Source organism: Ramlibacter tataouinensis (genome assembly GCF_027941915.1).
GTDB lineage: Bacteria > Pseudomonadota > Gammaproteobacteria > Burkholderiales > Burkholderiaceae_C > Ramlibacter > Ramlibacter tataouinensis_C.
The window spans coordinates 3,134,382-3,154,355 of sequence record NZ_CP116009.1; the positions used below are offsets into that span (position 1 = coordinate 3,134,382).

The window sequence follows — 19,974 nt, forward strand, 5'->3', positions numbered from 1 at the left end:
GCGGATCAGGCCAGCCCCAGCGCCTGGATCCGCTGCACGTGCGCCAGCAGCGAGCGCTGCGCCAGCGGCCACACCTTGGGCGGGACGTCGTCGTAGGCCAGCGGCACCCAGTCCTGCAGCGAGCCGCCGGGGCGCGCGCGCATGGCGGCGATCACCTTGGCTTCGCGTTGCAGGCGGTGCGCCTTGAGCTGGGCGATGGCTTGCAGGGCCGATCCGAGCACATGGCCGTGCGCCGGCAGGATGAATTCGATACCGTGCTCGCCGCAGGCAGCCGCCAGCCGGTCCAGCGAATCGAGGTAGGCCGTCATTTCGCCATCCGGCGGGTCGACCACGGTGGTGCTGCCGTTGAGGATGTGGTCGCCGGAAAACAGCAGGCCGTCCTCCAGCAGCACCAGGCACAGGTGGTTGGCGGCGTGGCCCGGTGTGTGGATCACCATCAGCCGGTGGCCCTCGGCGCCGCCTTCCAGCGCCAGCACTTCGCCGTCGGCCAGCGCCCGGTCGGGCGTGAAGCTGCTGCCGGGCCGCGCCGTCGGCTGCGAGGGCAGGCCCAGGATCGGCGGCCGCCGATCGCACAGTGCCTGCAGCGGCCGGGCGCCCGGCGAGTGGTCGGGGTGCGAATGGGTGCACACGATCAGCCGGATGTCGCCGCCCGCGGCCTGCCACAGGCGCCGCAGGTGCTGCGGATCGTCCGGGCCGGGGTCGATCGCGAGGTAGCCGGTCGACGCGTCGCCCACCAGGTAGCTGTTGGTGCCCGGCCCGGTCATGAAGCCGGGGTTGGGCGCCGTCAGTCGCTGCACGTTCTTCAGCAGCGGCACCGCCTGGTCACTTCGCCAGTCGAGGTGGTGGACGATCTGGCCGTCGGGCGAGACCAACTGCAGCTCGCCATAGGGCATGTCCTGCTCCATGAAGCGCGCTTCCTGGCCGGCCAGCCAGCCGGCGCGCGGGCAGCTGCGCCACAGCGGTTCCTCGCTCGCGCAGGCGGCCAGCACGGCATCGACGCTGTCGAACCCGCGCAGCCGCTCGAGCGTGCGGATGGTCGGGAAGATCATGAAGAAGCTGCCGGCCTGGTGCCGCGCCAGCGCGTCGGCCGGGCGCACCCAGACCGGCTCGAACTGCTCGGATTCGTCGGCCTGCGGCTGCTGGCCCTCGGGCATGCGCGCGACCAGGAACGGCACATCGAAGCGCCGCGGCAGGTCGCGGTCGGTGATCCAGTGGGCCAGCAGGAACATCTGCTCGGCCGCCAGCGTCAGGCCGCGCGCGCGGCACTGCTCGGCAAAGGGGGCGCGGCGGTCGAGTGCGCCGATGTCGGCCGGGCCGGCGAAGCGGCCGTCGGAGTGGCGCGCCAGCAGCACGCCCAGCTCCTCGAAGCTTTCGCGGATGGCGGCGATCGCCTGGGTCAGGTGCAGGTCGGTCTGGGTCGGCCGGCGCGCGGCGATCGCGTGCGCATCGGCGTCGGCCGGGTCGATGCCGCCGCCCGGGAAGACATAGGCGCCCGGCGCGAATCCGGCCGAGGCCGAGCGGCGCGTCATCAGCAGCTCGGGGCCGGCGGGGGTGTCGCGCATCAACAGCACCGTGGCGGCGGCGCGGGTGGGGACGGGTTCGCGCTGCGCGTGCAGCAATTGCGTGGCTCGGACCATCGGCTCATTACAGCAGGAAAGCGCCGGCCCCCGCTGTCGCAGCCGCGATAATCCGGCTCATGCGGATCCGGTTCACCAAGATGCAGGGCGCGGGCAACGACTTCATCGTGCTCGACGAAACCCACCGCCGGCTGCAGCTCACGCCCGCGCAGTACCGCTTTCTGGCCGACCGGCACTTCGGCGTCGGCGCCGACCAGATCCTGTCGGTGCGGCCGTCGCCGGCCCCGGGCGTCGATTTCGAGTACGTGATCCACAACGCCGACGGCGGCGAGGTGGAGCAGTGCGGCAACGGCGCGCGCTGCTTCGTGCGCTACGTGCGCGACAAGGGCCTGTCCACCGCCGACACGCTGCGCGTGCAGACGCTGTCGGGCGTGATCGAGCCGCGCCTCAATACCGATGGCCGGGTCACGGTCGACATGGGCCCGCCGGTGTTCGAACCGGCGGCCATTCCCTTCGACGCGGCCGGCCTGCAGCCGCAGCCGGCCGGCGGCTGGCAGAAGTGGCCGCTGGCGCTGGGCCACGGGGCGGGCGCGCAGCAGGCCGCCGTCGCCGTGCTGTCGATGGGCAACCCGCACGCCGTGCAGGAAGTCGACGACGTCGAGGCCGCGCCCGTCACCAGCCAGGGTCCGCTGATCGAGACGCACCGGCGCTTCCCGCGCCGGGTGAACGCCGGCTACATGGAATACGTCGATCGCGGCCGCATCCGGCTGCGCGTGTGGGAGCGGGGCGCCGGCGAGACGCTGGCCTGCGGCACCGGCGCCTGCGCGGCCGTGGTGGCCGGTATCCGGCTGGGTCGCCTCGATGCGCGCGTCGATGTCGAGACGCGCGGCGGCAGGCTCACCATCGAGTGGGCCGGCGTCGGTGCTTCCGTATTCATGACCGGCCCCGCCGTCACCGTGTTCGAAGGCGAAATCGAGGTACCCGAATGAGCAGCAACCCCATCCCCAGCGTGCCTCCCATCACCGAGGACGACATCGCCAACTACCTGGTCAACTCGCCGGACTTCTTCGAGCGCCACGCCCAGCTGCTGGCCAGCGTGCAGCTCACCAGCCCGCACGGCAGCCGCGCGGTGAGCCTGCAGGAGCGGCAGGCCGAGATGCTGCGCGACAAGATCAAGGCGCTGGAGCACCGCATCATGGACATGGTGCGGCATGGCAACGAGAACGTGGTGATCGCCGACCGCCTGCACCGCTGGGCGCGCAACATCATGCTGGTGCGCTCCAAGCACGCGCTGCCGGCCACCATCGCCTCGGAGATCATGACCCAGTTCATGGTGCCGCAGGTGGCGATCAAGGTGTGGGGCGTGGCTGCGCATTTCGCCGGCGAGGAGTTCGCCGCCGGCGTCAGCGACGACGCCAGGAGTTTCGCCTCCTCCCTGACCCAGCCCTACTGCGGCGTGAACTCCGGCTTCGAGGCGGTCAACTGGCTGGAGGACAAGGCCATGGCGATGTCGGTGGCGCTGCTGCCGCTGCGCGTGGGCGGGCTGCACGACGCCTCGCGCGCGTTCGGCATGCTGGTGCTGGCCTCGCCCGATCCGCAGCGCTTTGCCGCCGGCATGGGCACCGACTTCCTGGAGCGCATCGCCGAGCTGGCGGCGGCGGCGCTCTCGCGCCTGCGCGACGAGTAGCGATGGCCCCCGACGACGACACGGCCCTGGTCGAGCAGTACCTGGAGCACGTGCGCGTCGGCAAGCGGCTGGCGCCCCGCACCGTCGAGCTCTATGCGCTGGACCTGATCAAGCTGCGGCAGCAGGCGGCGCAGGCCGGCGTCGGCCTGCTGCGCGTGCAGAATGCGCACGTGCGGCGCTGGGTCGCACAGATGCATGGGGCCGGCCGCAGCGGACGCGGCATCGCGCTGATCCTGTCCGGCTGGCGCGGCTTCTATGCCTGGCTGGGGCGCAAAGGCCGCATCGCCAGCAACCCGGTGCAGGACGTGCGCGCGCCCAAGTCGCCGCGGCCCTTGCCCAAGGCGCTGGGCGTGGACGACGCCATGCAGCTGGCCGAGCACCACGATGCGCAGTCCGATCCGGTGCTGGAAGCGCGCGACGCCGCCGTCGTCGAGCTGATGTACGGCTGCGGGCTGCGCGTCGGCGAACTGGTCGGCCTGGACGTGGCGGCCAGCGCCGCGGCGCGAGGCTGGATCGACTTGCAGGCGGCCGAGGCCCACGTGCTGGGCAAGGGCAGCAAGCGGCGCACGGTGCCGATCGGGCGCAAGGCCATCGCCGCGCTGGAGGCCTGGCTGGCGCTGCGGCCCGGGCTGGCCAGGCACGACCCGGGTCTGTTCGTCGGCCGCGGCGGCAAGCGCCTGTCGGCGCAGGCGATCTGGCTGCGGCTGCGCCGGCGCAGCCTGGCGGCCGGGCTGGCGACGCCGGTGCACCCGCACATGCTGCGGCACTCGTTCGCCAGCCACGTGCTGCAGTCCAGCGGCGACCTGCGTGCGGTGCAGGAACTGCTGGGCCACGCCAACATCGCCACCACGCAGGTCTACACCCGCCTCGATTTCCAGCACCTGGCCGCCGCCTACGACGCGGCGCATCCGCGGGCGCAGCGGAAGCAGAAGGGCTGACGGCTACCGGATCGTGAAGACGGCCCGCTTGCTCTCCAGCGGCACCGTCGCCAGCACCGCCGACAGCCGCTCGATCACCTGCCGGGCGTCGCTGCCATTGGGCACCACGGTCTGCGCCACGCGCACCTGCGCCACCCAGCCCAGGGGCTTGCCCTTGAACGGCATCAGGCAGCGCGCCACCACCCGGGCGCCGGTGCCGGCCGCCTCCTCGGGGGTGAGGGGGCCCTCGACGATCATCCCGAAGCGGTGTTCCGACAGCCGCGCGACGCTGTCGATGTCGCGTACCGCCGACAGCAGCCGGCCGGCCACCCACAGCGGCATCTCCTCGGCCTGGCGGCGATCGAAGTCGCGCCGGATCTGCTCGATGTTGGCGATGTCCACCAGCAGCACCACGCTTTGCAGGCGCAGCCGCTCGCTGCGTGCGATCAGCCGGGTCAGCCGCTCGGCGAACACCTGGGCGTTGATCAGGCCGGTGGCCGGGTCGGTGCGCACCAGCCCCTGGATGCGGCGGAAGTTCTCGCGCCGGTCCTGGCTGCGCCGCGCCAGCACCGCCAGCAGCACCGGCAGTTCGATGGCGATGCCGATCGGCATGCCGTAGGCGCTCCAGAACCCGAGCGGGATCAGCCCCCAGGTGCGCGCCAGCGGAAAGGCCGAGAGCACCAGCACCGGTGCCAGCCCCGCCAGCAGCCAGCCGGCGTTGCGGTCGCCGCGCCGGGCCGCCCAGGCATTGACGAACAGGCCGGCGGCGATGCTCAGGACGATGGCGGGCACCATCAGGCGCACGCGCCAGCCCGGCGGCACCAGCGGCAGCGCGGCCGCCGCCAGCAGGCACAACAGCGCCACCGCCACCAGCAGCCGGTGCAGCCGGCGCGAGCGTTGCGGCAGCGAGATCACCGCCGAGAAGAACCCGAGCAGCGCGGCCGACCCGACCACCGGCAGCGCCATCGCGGCGATGTCGTTCCACCAGCCCAGCGCGGGCCACAGGTGCAGGCCGGCGACACCGGTCAGGCAGGCCTGCGCCAGGCCCATCAGCAGGATGGTGGCCGCATACCAGCCGAACGCACGGTCGCGCAGCGCCGCCGCGGCGAGCACGGCCAGCAGCACCGACAGGCTGGCCAGCCCGAAATACAGGCCGAGCATGAAACCGGTGCGCTGCTCGCGCAGCAGCAGTTGCCGCTCGCTCGTGAACCGCAGGGGGGCGCCGAAGCTGTGGGGGTTCTCCACCCGCACGAAGAACTGCTGCGGCTCGCCGGGCACCAGCTGCAGCGGCAGCAGCGGGTGCCGGTGCGGCAGCGGCCAGTGCGCCACCGGCAGGGTGTCGCCGGCCGACATCGGCAGCCAGAGCCCCTGGCCATTGGGCGTGTACAGCGTCACCCGGTTGACAGCCGGGTAGGGGACTTCGAGGAACCAGCGCTCGCTCTCGTCGGTTTCTGCCAGCGTGAAGCGGAACCAGAGTGCATCGCCGTGGCGCAGCGGATAGACCGTGTCCGGCGCGGTGGCGCGCCAGCCCCGGTCCTGGCGCATCGCATCGGCCAGCGTGGCGCGGCCGCCGACGTCCAGCCAGGCGGAGCCGGCGCTGTCCAGGGTCGCCTGCCCCACGGCCGGGTCCAGCGCAATCACCCGGTCGGCGCGCGCCCCCGGCGCCCAGGCCAGCATCAGCAACAACATCACCCAGGCCGCGACGGCGCCCGCGGCCTTGTCCCTCCAGGTCCCCATGCCTTCGAATTCGAGTTGGTTTTGGGCCCGGATTGTCCGCGTTCGGACGGCAGGCCCCGCGCAGCCCCAAATCGAGGTCGCAGTCCACGGGTGGGCGGCCGCGCCGGCGGGCCTGCCGCCGAGCTTCCGACCCCTCGGGCTCGCAGGGGTCGGGGGGCCGCTACACTCGGCGCCTTCCGATTCCGGGCAGCCCGACCATGAGCCTCATTCCCGCCACCATCCTCACCGGCTTCCTCGGATCCGGCAAGACCACGCTGCTCAAGCGCGTGCTGGGCGAGGCGCACGGGCAGAAGATCGCCGTGATCGAGAACGAATTCGGCCAGGAGAACATCGACAGCGACATCCTGGTGAGCGACACCAACGAGCAGATCGTGCAGATGAGCAACGGCTGCATCTGCTGCACCATCCGCGAGGACCTGCGCGCGACGCTGCAGTTGCTGGCAGCCAAGAAGCGCCAGGGCCTGCTGGACTTCGACCGGGTGGTGATCGAGACCACCGGCCTGGCCGACCCCGGCCCGGTGGCGCAGACCTTCTTCATGGACGACGAGATCGCCGAGACCTACCTGCTCGATTCGATCCTGACGCTGGTCGATGCCAAGCACGCCGCCCAGCAGCTCAATGACCGCCAGGAAGCACGCCGCCAGGTGGGCTTTGCCGACCAGATCTTCATCAGCAAGACGGACCTGGTGGCCCAGGAGGAAACCGAGGCGCTGATGCACCGCCTCAAGCACATGAACCCGCGCGCGCCGCAGCGCGCGGTGCACTTCGGCGAGGTGCCGGTCGGCGAGGTGCTCGACCTGCGCGGCTTCAACCTGAACGCCAAGCTCGACATCGACCCCGACTTCCTGAAGGAAGACGAGCACGAGCACCACCACGACCACGAGCATGGCGAGCACTGCGACCACCCTTCGCATGCGCACGAGGGGCACGGGCATCACCACCACCATGACGACGACGTCAAGAGCTTCGTGTTCCGGTCCGACCGCCCGTTCGACCCGGCCCGGCTCGAGGACTTCCTGGGCGCCGTGGTCAACATCTACGGCCCGCGCATGCTGCGCTACAAGGGCGTGCTGAACATGAAGGGCACCGACCGCAAGGTGATCTTCCAGGGCGTGCACCAGCTCATGGGCAGCGACCTCGGCCCGGCCTGGACCGAGGCCGAGCCGCGCACCAGCAAGATGGTGTTCATCGGCATCGACCTGCCGCGCGAGATCTTCCTGCAGGGGCTCGAGCAATGCCTTGCCTGAGCCCGCCTTGCGGCCCTGCATGAGGCACGAAAGGCGATCGCGTGCGCGCGTCCTGCTTGCAAATGATGGGGTTTCCCCTTGGCCCGCCTCCGACCCTGTGGACGGGGCGCCGCAGGCGGCTGGGCAAAAGCCCGCGGCCGGTTCGGCGTGGCCCGACAATCAGGGTATAACTCGCTCCGATGAAGGCCACCCCCATGACAAGACGCAGGCCGGGAGCACGCCTCCCAGAGCCGGCGCTGCGAGGAGACAGGACGTGAAGCCCCAACCCAAGGCCCCGGCCAAATCCGCCAAGGCGGCTGCCGGGAAGACCCCGGCCAAGGCTGCCCCGAAAGTGGCGGCCAAGAAGGCGCCCGCCAAGAAGGTGCCTCCCGTGAAGAAGGCTTCCACGCCCAAGGCCGCACCGGCCAAGGCTCCGGCCAGGACGGTCGCCAAGGCACCGGCCAAGCCCAAGACACCGGCCAAGGCGCCGACGGCCCGCAAGGCCGCAGCGGCGCCGGCAGCCCGCAAGGCCGCCGCGCCGGCCCAGAAACCGACCGCCACTCCCCGCAAACCGGCGCCCGCGCCGGCCCGGGCGAGTGCCCGACCAACCCCCGTAGCGCCGGCGCCAACGCCCGCGATGCCACCGCGACCGGCGCCTGCCCAGGTGCAGGCGACACCCGCGCGCGCGACGCGGCCGTCCGCCCGGCTGGCGCAGATCACCGTGCCCTCGATGGCGCAGTCGGTCGCGTCCACCGCCGCCAAGGCCAGCTACATCCAGACCCCCAGTTCATCCGTGCTGACTCCACCGCCCCTCGTCAACGTCAAGAAAGACCCGAAGCTCGCCAACAACTGGAAGTCCAAGTCCGCCGAGGAGCTGACCGACGCCGAAGTGCTGGCGATGCCCGACTCGGAGTACATGAACGACAAGCAGATGGCGTTCTTCCGCTGGAAGCTCGTCCAGCTGAAGCAGGACATCCTGAACAACGCCGGCGAGACCACCGAGCACCTGCGCGAGGACACCGTCATCGTGCCCGACCCGGCCGATCGCGCCACCATCGAGGAAGAGCACGCGCTGGAGCTGCGCACGCGCGACCGCGAGCGCAAGCTGCTCAAGAAGATCGAGCAGTCGATCGCGCGCATCGACGCCGGCGACTACGGCTACTGCGACGAGACCGGCGAGCCGATCGGCGTCGGCCGCCTGCTGGCGCGCCCCACCGCCACGCTGTCGCTGGAGGCGCAGCAGCGCCGCGAGCTCAAGCAGAAGATGTTCGGCGACTGACGTCGCCGGCCCTCCTTCACACCTGCAGCAGTACCCGCGCACATGCCGAAGGACGAGAACACCGGCCTCTTCTCCAAGGTGGTGAAGTTCGTCCGCAACCCGGGCGCCAACTGGGCCGAAGGCGCCCCGGACAGCGAGCAGGAAAGCTCGTACTCCCGGCAGATGCTCAAGGAGATGATCGAGCGCAAGCGGCGCAACGACTTCGTGCGCAAGCGCGAGTTCGACATGCTCCGCAAGATGCGCCGCAGCGAGGTGATGGCCGGCCAGGACCCGGCGGGGCGTCCCTCGTTCTTCCAGAGCTCGATGCCGTCCAAGCCGGACGACCGCGCCAGCACGCTCAAGAAGATCGACGAGATCGAGGCGCAGATGTCCATGCAGTGGTGGAAGACCAAGCATGGCGAGCCCGCGCGCTCGACCCAGAGCACGCCGTTCCCCGGCGCCGGGATGCCGTCTGATCCCGCGCCGCGCGCCCTGGCGGGCGGCACGGTGCAGGGTGCCCTGCCGGCCGCGGGCGCCGCGGCCGCCCGGCCGGCGGCCGCTTCCGGGGCGCCGGCGCCGATCGGTGGGCCGGCACCGTCCGGCGCCTACGTGCGCACCGAGCCCCAGCCGCTGGCCCCCGCGGCCGAGCCCCAGGTGGCGACGGCGCCGACGCCGATGCTCGAGTCGGTCGACCCGAGCGGCTGGCGCAAGTCCGCTGCCGAGGCCGAGGCGCAGAAGGCGGCCGGCCCGCCTTCGCTCGGCGGCATGCGCCCTGCGCTGTACCACGGCCCCGAGTCGAACGGCGCCAGCGGCTTTTCCGCGTCCAAGGTGTTCGCCATCGACGTCGAGGAGTTCGCGCACGACCCCGAGCTGGAGGAGGCCTCGATCCGCTTCGCCAACGGCGATGATGCCGGCGCCGAAGCCGGCCTGATGGAGGTGCTGGCGCCCGGCGGGCCGCGCATCGACCACGATGAGACCTGGCTCGCGCTGTTCGACCTGTACCGCGCCACCGGCCAGCAGGAGCGCTTCGAGGGCGCCGCGATCGACTTCGCCGGCCGCTTCGGGCGTTCCGCGCCGCAGTGGATCTCGCTGCCCGAAGCGGTGGGCCAGATGGGCTCGGCGGCGGCCGCGCCGGCCGCGGGCGGCGCGATCGCCGACTGGACCTGTCCGTCCAGCCTGGGCACGCAGACACTGGCTGCGCTCAACGCCGCGCTGGGCCGCGCCGCCCAGCCCTGGCGCCTGTCGTGGTCCAAGCTGGCGACCATCGAGGAGGCGGCGGTCGAGGGGCTGGCCAAGCTGTTCACCCAGTGGGCCTCGCAGGCGGTGCAGATTCGGTTCATCGGCGCGGAACACCTCGAGCGCATCCTGCGCGACGCCACGCCGTCGGGCGACAAGGGTGTCGAGCCGGGCTGGTGGAAGCTGCGCATGGAAGTGTTGCGCGTGATGCACCGGCCCGATGAATTCGAGCTGGTGGCGCTCGACTACTGCGTCACCTACGAGGTCTCGCCGCCGTCGTGGGAGAGCGCGCGCTGCGACTACAAGCCGCTGCAGGCCGACGGCTCGGCGGTGGCCAGCAACACCATCGTCGGCGACGCCTTCCGCGACTCGATCGCGTCCGGCTTCACCGGCTTCGGCGAGTCGATGGGCGCGCCGCTGAGCTCGCAGATGGCCAGCGTCGCCAGCGTCGAGCTGGCCGGGCAGATCCTGGGCGACGCGAAGGAAGCGATCGAGCTGCTGGACAGCCGGCTGGCCGGCGCCGACTTCATGGTGATCTCCTGCGCGCGGCTGATCCGGATCGACTTCACCGCCGCCGGGACCCTGCTCAACTGGGTGAGCGCGCGCCAGGTCGAGGGCCGCCAGGTGCAGTTCATCGACGTGCACCGGCTGGTGGCGGCGTTCTTCAACGTCATCGGCATCGGCGAGTACGCCCGGGTGAGCGCGCGGCGCGACTGATCCGACTTGCCGATGCAGCCCGGCGCCAGCACGCCAGGCCGCGATGCCACAATGACCTGCGGGCCGTTCACCACGGCCCGTCGTCATTGCAATCGGGGGCGGCTGCCCCATCTACCCACGATGGAACCATTTCACGGCACGACCATCCTCAGCGTGCGGCGCAAGACCCCCGACGGCCGCTGGCAAGTGGCGCTGGGCGGTGACGGCCAGGTGACCCTGGGCAACGTCGTCGTCAAGGGCACGGCCCGCAAGGTGCGCAAGCTCTATCACGACAAGGTGCTGGCCGGCTTTGCCGGCGCCACCGCCGATGCCTTCACGCTGTTCGAGCGCTTCGAGGCCAAGCTGGAAAAGCACCAGGGCCACCTGGTGCGTGCCGCCATCGAGCTGACCAAGGACTGGCGCACCGACCGCGTGCTGCGCCGGCTGGAGGCCATGCTGGCGGTGGCCGACCGCGACGCCTCGCTGATCATCACCGGCAACGGCGACGTGCTCGAGCCCGAGCACGGCATCGTCGCCATCGGCTCGGGCGGCTCCTATGCCCAGGCCGCGGCGCGCGCCTTGCTGGAAAACAGCGAGCTCGGCGCAACCGACATCGTCAAGAAGTCGCTGGAGATCGCCGGAGAGCTGTGCATCTACACCAACATGAACCACACGATCGAGGTGCTCGAGTGAGCTCCATGACCCCCCAGGAGATCGTCTCCGAGCTCGACCGCCACATCGTCGGCCAGGCCGACGCCAAGCGCGCCGTGGCGATCGCGTTGCGCAACCGCTGGCGCCGCCAGCAGGTCGACGAGAAGCTGCGCCCGGAGATCACGCCCAAGAACATCCTGATGATCGGCCCCACCGGCGTCGGCAAGACGGAGATCGCCCGGCGGCTGGCCAAGCTGGCCGACGCGCCCTTCATCAAGGTCGAGGCGACCAAGTTCACCGAGGTCGGCTACGTCGGCAAGGACGTCGATTCGATCGTGCGCGACCTCGCCGAGATGGCCGTCAAGCAGACCCGGGTGGCCGAGATGCGCAAGGTCCGCACCCGTGCCGAGGACGCCGCCGAGGAGCGCGTGCTGGACGTGCTGATGCCCGGCGTGGGCGCCGACAGCGCGGCGCGCCAGTCGTTCCGCAAGAAGCTGCGCGAAGGGCAGCTGGACGACAAGGAGATCGAGATCGACGTCGCCGAGGCGCGCCCGCAGCTGGAGATCATGGGCCCGGCCGGCATGGAGGAGATGACCGAGCAGTTGCGCGGCATGTTCAGCCAGTTCGGCGGCCAGCGGCGCAAGACCCGCAAGCTCAAGATCGCCGAGGCCATGAAGCTGCTGACGGACGAGGAAGCGGCCAAGCTGGTCAACGAGGACGAGATCAAGGCCCAGGCCATCCACAACGCCGAGCAGAACGGCATCGTCTTCATCGACGAGATCGACAAGGTCGCCTCGCGCAGCGAGACCTCCGGCGCCGACGTCTCGCGCCAGGGCGTGCAGCGCGACCTGCTGCCGCTGGTGGAGGGCACGACGGTGTCGACCAAGTACGGGCCGGTGCGCACCGACCACATCCTGTTCATCGCCAGCGGCGCCTTTCACCTGGCCAAGCCGAGTGACCTGATCCCGGAGCTGCAGGGCCGGCTGCCGATCCGGGTGGAACTGCAGTCGCTGTCGGTGCAGGATTTCGAGGCGATCCTGACCAGCACCCATGCCTCGCTGGTCAAGCAGTACCAGGCGCTGCTGGCCACCGAGAACGTCAGCCTGGCGTTCACGCCCGAGGGCATCACGCGGCTGGCGCACATCGCCTACGAGGTCAACGAGCGCACCGAGAACATCGGGGCGCGGCGGCTGTCCACGGTGATGGAGCGGCTGCTGGACGAAGTCAGCTTCGAGGCGGCCCGGCTGGACGGCCAGACGGTCACGATCGATGCCGCCTATGTCGATGCCCGCCTGGCCGCGCTCAGCCGAAACGAGGATCTTTCGCGCTACATCCTTTGACAAATGGCGCCGAGCTTCATGTTCCACATGCAGAGGCTCAGCTAAGTCGTTCATTTAGAACGAGTTTGCCCTCGGTTGAGCTTGCACTTGCGACGCTAAGTCGTTGATTTACAAGCGAAATTCGCGCCACCGGCGCTTGCGGGCGGAGCTTTTCCTGCTACAGTGCAAAAATGTGCAATTAAGTGGTGAAAGGTGCCTTCGCACCCCACTTGGGCACTCCCACAGGCAGGCTCAGCGGTGTTCCAGGGCGCGTCGTCCGTCAGTCTCGATGCCAAGGGTCGGCTGTCCGTGCCGACCCGGCACCGCGACGTGCTGGCCGCCACCGCTGCCAACCATCTCACGATCACGCGGCATCCGCACGGCTGCCTGATGATCTTTCCCCGCCCCGAGTGGGAAAAATTTCGAGACCGTATCGCTGCGTTACCGATGGACGCGCAGTGGTGGAAGAGAATCTTTCTGGGCAACGCGATGGACGTCGAGCTCGACGCTACCGGGCGCGTCCTCGTCTCGCCGGAGCTGCGCGCCGCCGCCGGCATCACGCGCGACACCATGCTGCTGGGCATGGGCAACCACTTCGAGCTCTGGGACAAGGCCACCTACGAGGCCAAGGAGGCCGAGGCCATGCGCGGCCAGATGCCCGACGTGTTCAAGGATTTCTCTTTTTAGCGGCGCGGCGGTGGACACCCAATGGCAACACACCACCGTCCTGTTGAACGAAGCGGTCGACGCGCTCCTCACCAGGCCGGATGCGAGCTACGTCGACGCGACGTTCGGCCGTGGCGGGCATTCGCGCGCCATCCTGCAGCGGCTCGGCCCGCAAGGCCGGCTGGTCGCGTTCGACAAGGACCCGGAGGCGATCGACGCCGCCGCGCAGATCGCCGATGCGCGCTTTTCGATCCGCCACCAGGGTTTCCGCTCGCTCGGCGAGCTGGGCCCGGCCAGCGTGGCCGGCGTGCTGCTGGACCTGGGGATCAGCTCGCCCCAGATCGACAACCCCGCCCGGGGTTTTTCCTTTCGTGCCGACGGGCCGCTGGACATGCGCATGGACACCACGCGCGGCCAGAGCGTGGCGCAGTGGCTTGCAACGGCCGAGACCGGCCGCATCGCGGAGGTGATTCGTGATTACGGCGAAGAACGGTTTGCTGTTCCGATTGCAAAGGCGATTGCAGCTCGCCGACAGGAACGGGGCCCTGTTGCAACCACCGCCGAACTGGCCGAGCTCGTGGCTCGCACGGTCAAAACCCGCGAGCCGGGCCAGGACCCTGCAACGCGCACATTTCAGGCTCTTCGGATTTTCATCAACGCCGAGCTTGAAGAGCTGCAGGAAGCGCTAGGGGCCGCCTTGGACATCCTGCAACCCGGCGGCCGGCTCGTGGCGATCAGCTTCCACTCGCTGGAGGACCGGATCGTCAAGCAGTTCATCGCGCGCCATTCGCGCGAGGTGTTCGACCGCCGCGCCCCCTTCGCCGCGCCCCAGCCGACGAAGCTGCGGGCGCTTGCGCGCGTGAGGCCGTCGGCGGGGGAAGTGGCAGGCAACCCGCGCGCGCGCAGCGCCATCATGCGGGTGGCCGAGAGGACGGCGGCATGACCCGGCTCAACCTGGTCCTGCTGCTGGCCGTGCTGCTCAGCGCCATGTACCTGGTGCAGGTGCAGTACGAGTCGCGCCGCCTGTACGCCGAGATCGAGAAGGCGCAGGCCGAGGCGCGCAAGCTGGAGGTCGAGCACGAGCGCCTGAAGGTGGACAAGCGCGCGCAGGCCACCCCGCTGCGGGTCGAAAGGCTGGCCCGGGACCAGCTCCAGATGCGCCCGGCCGGCCCGGCCATCACGCAGTACGTCAGCGCCGCGGCGCATGCCCCCCTTCCGGTCTTCCCGCAAGCGGGCAGCGAGGAGCGGCCATGACGCGCAGCGTGCTCTACACCTCCAGCCCGCTGCTGGCCAGCAAGACCCCGGTCTGGCGCAGCAAGTTCATGGTCGCCGGGCTGGCGCTGGGCTTTGCCACGCTGGCCGGCCGCGCGGCCTGGGTCCAGGTGTTCGGCAACGACTTCTTCCAGCGCCAGGGCGAGGTGCGCTTCGCCCGCACGCTGGAGCTGCCGGCCAACCGCGGCCGCATCCTCGACCGCAACGGACTGCTACTGGCCACCAGCGTGCCGTCGCCCAGCATCTGGGCCATTCCCGAGGACGTGGAGGCCGACAAGGGCCAGCTGGCGCAACTGGCGCGGCTGCTGGAGATGAGCCCGGCCGAGCTGGCGCGCAAGCTGCAGGACGAGGACAAGACCTTCGTCTGGCTCAAGCGGCAGGTCGACGAGCCGGTGGCGCAGAAGATCGCCGGGCTGGGCCTCAAGGGCATCTACCAGCGCATGGAATACAAGCGCCGCTACCCGGAAGGGGAGGCGGCTGCGCACGTGGTGGGCTTCACCAACGTGGAGGACCACGGCCAGGAGGGCGTGGAGCTGGCCTTCAACCGCGAGCTGGCCGGCAAGCCCGGCTCGCGCCGCGTGATCAAGGACCGCCTGGGGCGCATCGTCGAGGACGTGGTGCAGCAGGTGCCGCCGGTGGACGGGCGCGACCTGCAGCTGTCGATCGACAGCAAGGTGCAGTTCTTCGCCTGGCAGAAGCTGCGCGACGCGGTGACCGAGCACAAGGCCAAGGCCGGCAGCGTGGTGGTGCTGGATGCGCAGAGCGGCGAGGTGCTGGCGCTGGCCAACTACCCGAGCTACTCGCCGGCCCGGCGCCAGAACCTCAGCGGCGCGCAGCTGCGCAACCGCGCGCTGACCGACACCTTCGAGCCCGGCTCCACCATGAAGCCCTTCATCGCGGCGCTGGCGCTGCAAAAGGGGCTGGTGCGGCCCGACACGGTGATCCAGATCGCACCCGGCCGCATGAACATCGGCGGCTCCACCATCCGCGACTCCCATCCTCACGCCGAGCTGACGGTGGAACAGGTGATCCAGAAGTCGAGCAACGTCGGCACGGTGAAGATGGCCATGCAGATGTCGCCGCGCGACATGTGGGAGCTCTACACCGAGGCCGGTTTCGGCCAGAAGCCGCAGGTGCCCTTTCCCGGCGCGGTGAGCGGCCGCCTGCGTCCGCCCAAGACCTGGCGGCCGATCGAGCAGGCCACCATGAGCTACGGCTACGGCCTGTCGGCCAGCCTGTTCCAGCTCGCCCGCGCCTACACCGTGTTCGCGCGCGACGGCGAGCTGGTCCCGGTGACGCTGCTCAAGGCCGATGCGCCCGCGGCCGGCGTGCGCGTGATCGAGGCGCGGCACGCGCGCGCCGTGCGCCACATGCTGCACATGACCACCGGGCCCGGCGGCACCGCGCAGAAGGCGCAGACGGTCGGCTATTCGGTGGGCGGCAAGACCGGCACCGCGCACAAGCAGGAAGGCCGCGGCTACGCCGACAAGAAGTACCGCGGCTTCTTCGTCGGCCTGGCGCCGATCGAGCAGCCGCGCATCGTGGTCGCGGTGATGATCGACGAGCCCAGCGCCGGCAAGTACTTCGGCGGCGAAGTGGCGGCGCCGGTGTTCAGCGCCACCGTGCAGCAGACGCTGCGCCTGCTGGGCGTTCAGCCCGACATGAACGTCAAGCCGCTGGTGGTGGTGGACGCCGTGGAGGAGTCGTTCTGATGCTGCAACTGCGCACTCCCGCCGAAGCGGCGCGCTGGCTGCGCGGCCGCGTGCGCGGCCAGCTGCACGGCGACAGCCGGCGGGTTGGGCCGGGTGACGGCTTCATCGCCTGGCCCGGCGCCGCCACCGATGGCCGCCGGCATGTGCCCGCCGCGCTGGCGCAGGGCGCCGTCGCCTGCCTGGTCGAGCGCGAGGGCGTGGAGCCGTTCGCCTTCCGCGACGAAGCCATCGCCGGCTACGCGCAGCTCAAGGCGGCGACCGGGCCGATCGCGGCCGAGTACTACGACCATCCGAGCGCGCAGCTGCAGGTGCTGGCGGTGACCGGAACCAACGGCAAGACCTCCACCACCTGGTGGCTGGCGCAGGCGCTGTCGCGCCTGGCCGGCGACCCCTGGCCCTGCGCCGTGATCGGCACGCTGGGCAGCGGCCGGCCGCCGCAGCTGGAGTCCAGCGGCTTGACCACGCCCGACCCGGTGCTGCTGCAGGCGGCCTTCCGGCGTTTCGCCGACCAGGGCCTCAAGGCCTGCGCGATCGAGGCGTCGTCCATCGGCCTGCAGGAACGCCGCCTCGACGGCACCCGGGTGGCGGTGGCGGTGTTCACCAACTTCAGCCAGGACCACCTCGACTACCACGGCAGCATGGCGGCCTACTGGACCGCCAAGGAGCAGCTGTTCCGCTGGCCGGGCCTGCGCGCCACCGTGGTCAACGTCGACGACGGCAAGGGGGCCGCGCTGGCCGACGAACTGCAGGGCAGCGGCCTGGACCTGTGGACGGTCTCGGCCGAGCGCGAAGCCCGCCTGCAGGCCGTGGACATCGGCTACTCCGCCGGCGGCCTGCATTTCGAGGTAACCGAGGGTGGCGAGCGGCACGCGCTCGCCACCGCACTGGTCGGGCAGTACAACGTCGCCAACCTGCTGGGCGTGATCGGCGCCATGCGCGCGCTGGGCGTGTCGCTGGCCGAAGCCGTGCGCGCCTGCGAAGGCCTGGCGCCGGTGCCGGGCCGCATGGAGCGCCTGCAGCAACCCGGCCAGCCGCTGGTGGCGGTGGACTATGCGCACACGCCCGACGCGCTGGACCAGGCGCTGCTGGCGCTGCGCCCGCTGGCCGTGCAGCGCGGCGGCCAGCTGTGGTGCGTGTTCGGCTGCGGCGGCGAGCGCGACGCCACCAAGCGGCCGCTGATGGCCGCGGTGGCCGAGAAGAACGCCGACCGGGTGGTGGTCACCAGCGACAACCCGCGCAGCGAGAAGCCCGAGGCCATCATCAGCCAGATCCTGCTGGGGCTGTCGCACCACGACAGCGTGGAGGTGCAGGCCGACCGCGGGCGGGCGATCGCCGAGACGATCGCGGCCGCCGCGCCGCAGGACGTGATCCTGCTGGCCGGCAAGGGCCACGAGGACTACCAGGAGGTCGCCGGCGTGCGGCACCCGTTCGACGACCGCGAGCACGCGAAGGCGGCCTTGCAGGGGAGGCCGGCATGACGATGGCCACGCTGCAGCAGGTCGCCCAATGGACCGGAGGTCGCCTCGAGGGCGATGGCGCGCTCGCGTTCGCGCGCGTGCATTCGGACACCCGCACGCTGCAGGCCGGCGACCTGTTCGTCGCGCTGCGCGGCGAGCGCTTCGATGCCAATGACCTGCTGGCGCAGGCCAGCGCCAGCGGTGCGGTGGCGGCGCTGGCGCACCCCGGCCGGCTGCCTACCGGCCTGCCGGGCGTGGAAGTCGAGGACACCCGCCTCGCCCTCGGCCGGCTGGCGCACGGCTGGCGGCTGCAGTACAAGCTGCCGCTGGTCGCAATCACCGGCAGCAACGGCAAGACCACGGTGACGCAGATGATCGCGTCGATCCTGCGTGCCTGGCAGCCGGACCACCATCTGGCCACCCAGGGCAACCTGAACAACGACATCGGCCTGCCGCTGACGCTGCTGCGCCTGCGGCCGGAGCACCGCGTCGGCGTGGTGGAGCTGGGCATGAACCACCCCGGCGAGATCGCCTACCTCGCCGACATCGCCCGCCCGACTGTGGCCCTGGTCAACAACGCCCAGCGCGAACACCAGGAGTTCATGGCCACGGTGGAGGCGGTGGCGCGCGAGAACGGCGCCGTGTTCGCCTCGCTCGACCGCAGCGGCGTGGCGGTGTTCCCGGCCGGCGACGCCTACACCCCGCTGTGGCAGGAACTGGCGCAGGGCCGCGCCTGCCTCACCTTCGGCGATGCCGGCAGCGGCGCCGACCTGGTGCTGGCCGACGCGCAATGGCAGCAGGGCCGCTGGTCCGCCCGGGCCGCCACCCCGGCCGGCGCGCTCGACTTCACGCTGGCGATCGCCGGCCGCCACAATCTGCGCAATGCGCTGGCGGCAGCGGCCTGCGCACTGGCCGCCGGCGCGCCGCCGGCCGCCATCGCCCAGGGGCTGGCCGCCTTCGAGCCGGTGAAGGGCCGGTCGCGCGCGTTCGCGGTGGTGCTGGGCGGCCGCACGCTCACGCTGATCGACGACAGCTACAACGCCAACCCGGATTCGGTGCGCGCCGCCATCGACGTGCTGGCCGAACTGCCCGGCCCGCGCCTGCTGGTGCTGGGCGACATGGGCGAGGTCGGCGACCAGGGGCCGCAGTTCCATGCCGAGGTCGGCCAGTACGCGCGCGAGCGCGGCATCGAGCGGCTGTTCACGCTGGGCGAGCAGGCGCGCGCCATGGCCGGCGAGCACTTCGACGGCATCGATGCGCTGAACGCCGCGGTGCTCGCGCAATTGCCCGCCACGGCCAGCCTGCTGGTCAAGGGTTCGCGCTTCATGAAGATGGAACGGGTCGTGCAGGCCGTCCAGCAACAAGAACAGGGAAAGGACGCCGATGCTGCTTAGCCTCGCCGTGTGGCTGCAGACGCTGGGACCGGAGTTCGGTTTCCTGCGCGTATTCCAGTACATCACCTTCCGCGCCGTGATGGCGGCGCTGACGGCGCTGCTGATCGGGCTGATCGCGGGGCCCTGGGTGATCCGGCGGCTGACCGAGCTGAAGATCGGCCAGCCGGTGCGCGACTACGCGATGCAGACCCACCTGTCCAAGCGCGGCACGCCGACCATGGGCGGCGTGCTGGTGCTGCTGTCGATCGCGCTGGCCACCCTGCTGTGGTTCGACCTGTCGAACCGCTTCGTCTGGATCGTGCTGGTGGTCACGCTCGGCTTCGGCATGATCGGCTGGGCCGACGACTGGCGCAAGGTCGTCAACAAGGACCCGGAGGGCATGCCCTCGCGCGAGAAGTATTTCTGGCAGTCGGTGATCGGCCTGATCGCCGCGCTGTACCTGGTGTTCAGCATCTCCGAGAGCAGCAACACCCGGGTGGTGGAACTGTTCTTCGCCTGGGTGCAGTCGGGCTTCGACCTCGACCTGCCGCCCAAGGCCGGCCTGCTGGTGCCCTTCTTCAAGGAGGTGAGCTACCCGCTGGGCGTGTTCGGCTTCGTGATCCTGACCTACGTGGTGATCGTCGGCGCCAGCAACGCCGTCAACCTGACCGACGGCCTGGACGGGCTGGCGATCATGCCGGTGGTGATGGTCGGCTCGGCGCTGGGCGTGTTCGCCTACGTCACCGGCAGTGCGGTGTACTCGAAGTACCTGCTGTTCCCGCACATTCCGGGCTCGGGCGAGCTGCTGATCTTCTGCGCCGCCATGGCCGGCGCCGGGCTGGCCTTCCTGTGGTTCAACACCCACCCGGCCCAGGTGTTCATGGGCGACGTCGGCGCGCTGGCGCTGGGCGGCGCGCTCGGCACCATCGCCGTGATCGTGCGCCAGGAGATCGTGCTGGCCATCATGGGCGGCGTGTTCGTCGCCGAGGCGATCTCGGTGATGGCGCAGGTGGCGTACTTCAAGTACACGCGCCGGCGCTACGGCGAAGGCCGCCGCATCCTCAAGATGGCGCCACTGCACCACCACTACGAAAAGAGCGGCTGGACCGAAACCCAGGTCGTGGTGCGCTTCTGGATCATCACCATGCTGCTGTGCCTGGTGGGCCTGTCCACGCTGAAGCTCAGGTGAA

17 protein-coding genes are annotated in these 19,974 nt (G+C 70.7%); 15 read left to right on the forward strand and 2 right to left on the reverse strand.

Annotated features, from left to right (window positions below; all coding sequences use genetic code 11):
* Positions 1-5 precede the first annotated feature (5 nt).
* Positions 6-1,637, reverse strand: coding sequence for an MBL fold metallo-hydrolase (locus PE066_RS14975; protein WP_271233327.1), 1,632 nt, complete (start codon positions 1,635-1,637; stop codon positions 6-8).
* A gap of 59 nt (positions 1,638-1,696) precedes the next feature.
* On the opposite strand from PE066_RS14975, the gene dapF reads away from it, so the two are divergent.
* Genes dapF through PE066_RS14990 form a run of 3 tightly spaced genes read left to right on the forward strand, consistent with a single transcriptional unit; the run spans position 1,697 to position 4,202 of the window.
* A complete protein-coding gene (dapF, locus tag PE066_RS14980) occupies positions 1,697-2,566 on the forward strand; it encodes a diaminopimelate epimerase (RefSeq protein ID WP_271233328.1) in 870 nt (289 codons plus the stop codon).
* Positions 2,563-3,264 (forward strand): DUF484 family protein, encoded by a 702-nt coding sequence (locus PE066_RS14985; protein WP_271233329.1) that lies wholly within the window; start codon positions 2,563-2,565, stop codon positions 3,262-3,264. The genes dapF and PE066_RS14985 overlap by 4 nt, the downstream gene beginning before the upstream one ends.
* A 2-nt stretch (positions 3,265-3,266) precedes the next feature.
* A complete protein-coding gene (locus tag PE066_RS14990) occupies positions 3,267-4,202 on the forward strand; it encodes a tyrosine recombinase XerC (RefSeq protein WP_271233330.1) in 936 nt (311 codons plus the stop codon).
* A 3-nt stretch (positions 4,203-4,205) separates the two neighbouring features.
* Here PE066_RS14990 and PE066_RS14995 read toward each other — a convergent pair whose 3' ends face one another.
* Positions 4,206-5,918 (reverse strand): sensor domain-containing diguanylate cyclase, encoded by a 1,713-nt coding sequence (locus tag PE066_RS14995; RefSeq protein WP_271233331.1) that lies wholly within the window; start codon positions 5,916-5,918, stop codon positions 4,206-4,208.
* Between the two features lie 197 nt (positions 5,919-6,115).
* Here PE066_RS14995 and PE066_RS15000 point away from each other — a divergent pair, with 197 nt between their 5' ends.
* The 12 genes from PE066_RS15000 (at position 6,116) to mraY (ending at position 19,973) form a co-directional block, all read left to right on the forward strand.
* Positions 6,116-7,165 (forward strand): CobW family GTP-binding protein, encoded by a 1,050-nt coding sequence (locus PE066_RS15000; protein WP_271233332.1) that lies wholly within the window; start codon positions 6,116-6,118, stop codon positions 7,163-7,165.
* 253 nt (positions 7,166-7,418) lie between these two features.
* Complete coding sequence (gene dksA / locus PE066_RS15005) at positions 7,419-8,423, forward strand: RNA polymerase-binding protein DksA (RefSeq protein WP_271233333.1); 1,005 nt, start codon at positions 7,419-7,421, stop codon at positions 8,421-8,423.
* Between the two features lie 42 nt (positions 8,424-8,465).
* Positions 8,466-10,355: an STAS domain-containing protein gene (locus tag PE066_RS15010; RefSeq protein WP_271233334.1), complete on the forward strand. Its 1,890-nt coding sequence runs from the start codon at positions 8,466-8,468 to the stop codon at positions 10,353-10,355.
* A 120-nt stretch (positions 10,356-10,475) separates the two neighbouring features.
* On the forward strand, positions 10,476-11,027 hold the full coding sequence (gene hslV, locus PE066_RS15015) for an ATP-dependent protease subunit HslV (protein WP_271233335.1): 552 nt from the start codon (positions 10,476-10,478) through the stop codon (positions 11,025-11,027).
* Positions 11,024-12,325, forward strand: coding sequence for an ATP-dependent protease ATPase subunit HslU (hslU, locus tag PE066_RS15020; protein ID WP_271233336.1), 1,302 nt, complete (start codon positions 11,024-11,026; stop codon positions 12,323-12,325). The genes hslV and hslU overlap by 4 nt, the downstream gene beginning before the upstream one ends.
* A gap of 237 nt (positions 12,326-12,562) precedes the next feature.
* Positions 12,563-12,991, forward strand: coding sequence for a division/cell wall cluster transcriptional repressor MraZ (gene mraZ, locus PE066_RS15025; protein WP_271233337.1), 429 nt, complete (start codon positions 12,563-12,565; stop codon positions 12,989-12,991).
* Between the two features lie 10 nt (positions 12,992-13,001).
* A complete protein-coding gene (gene rsmH / locus PE066_RS15030) occupies positions 13,002-13,913 on the forward strand; it encodes a 16S rRNA (cytosine(1402)-N(4))-methyltransferase RsmH (protein WP_271233338.1) in 912 nt (303 codons plus the stop codon).
* Positions 13,910-14,224: a cell division protein FtsL gene (gene ftsL / locus PE066_RS15035; RefSeq protein WP_271233339.1), complete on the forward strand. Its 315-nt coding sequence runs from the start codon at positions 13,910-13,912 to the stop codon at positions 14,222-14,224. Before rsmH ends, ftsL begins: the two co-directional genes overlap by 4 nt.
* The gene (locus tag PE066_RS15040; protein WP_271233340.1) at positions 14,221-15,954 is read left to right on the forward strand and encodes a peptidoglycan D,D-transpeptidase FtsI family protein; all 1,734 of its coding nucleotides are present in this window, start codon (positions 14,221-14,223) and stop codon (positions 15,952-15,954) included. The genes ftsL and PE066_RS15040 overlap by 4 nt, the downstream gene beginning before the upstream one ends.
* Positions 15,954-17,432 carry a UDP-N-acetylmuramoyl-L-alanyl-D-glutamate--2,6-diaminopimelate ligase gene (locus PE066_RS15045; RefSeq protein WP_271233341.1) on the forward strand — a complete coding sequence of 493 codons (1,479 nt, stop codon included), beginning with the start codon at positions 15,954-15,956 and terminating at the stop codon, positions 17,430-17,432. The genes PE066_RS15040 and PE066_RS15045 overlap by 1 nt, the downstream gene beginning before the upstream one ends.
* Positions 17,433-17,434: 2 nt before the next feature.
* Entirely contained in the window at positions 17,435-18,805 is a 1,371-nt protein-coding gene (locus PE066_RS15050) for a UDP-N-acetylmuramoyl-tripeptide--D-alanyl-D-alanine ligase (protein ID WP_271236590.1), read from the forward strand.
* On the forward strand, positions 18,795-19,973 hold the full coding sequence (gene mraY, locus PE066_RS15055; protein WP_271233342.1) for a phospho-N-acetylmuramoyl-pentapeptide-transferase: 1,179 nt from the start codon (positions 18,795-18,797) through the stop codon (positions 19,971-19,973). Before PE066_RS15050 ends, mraY begins: the two co-directional genes overlap by 11 nt.
* Position 19,974 lies beyond the last annotated feature (1 nt).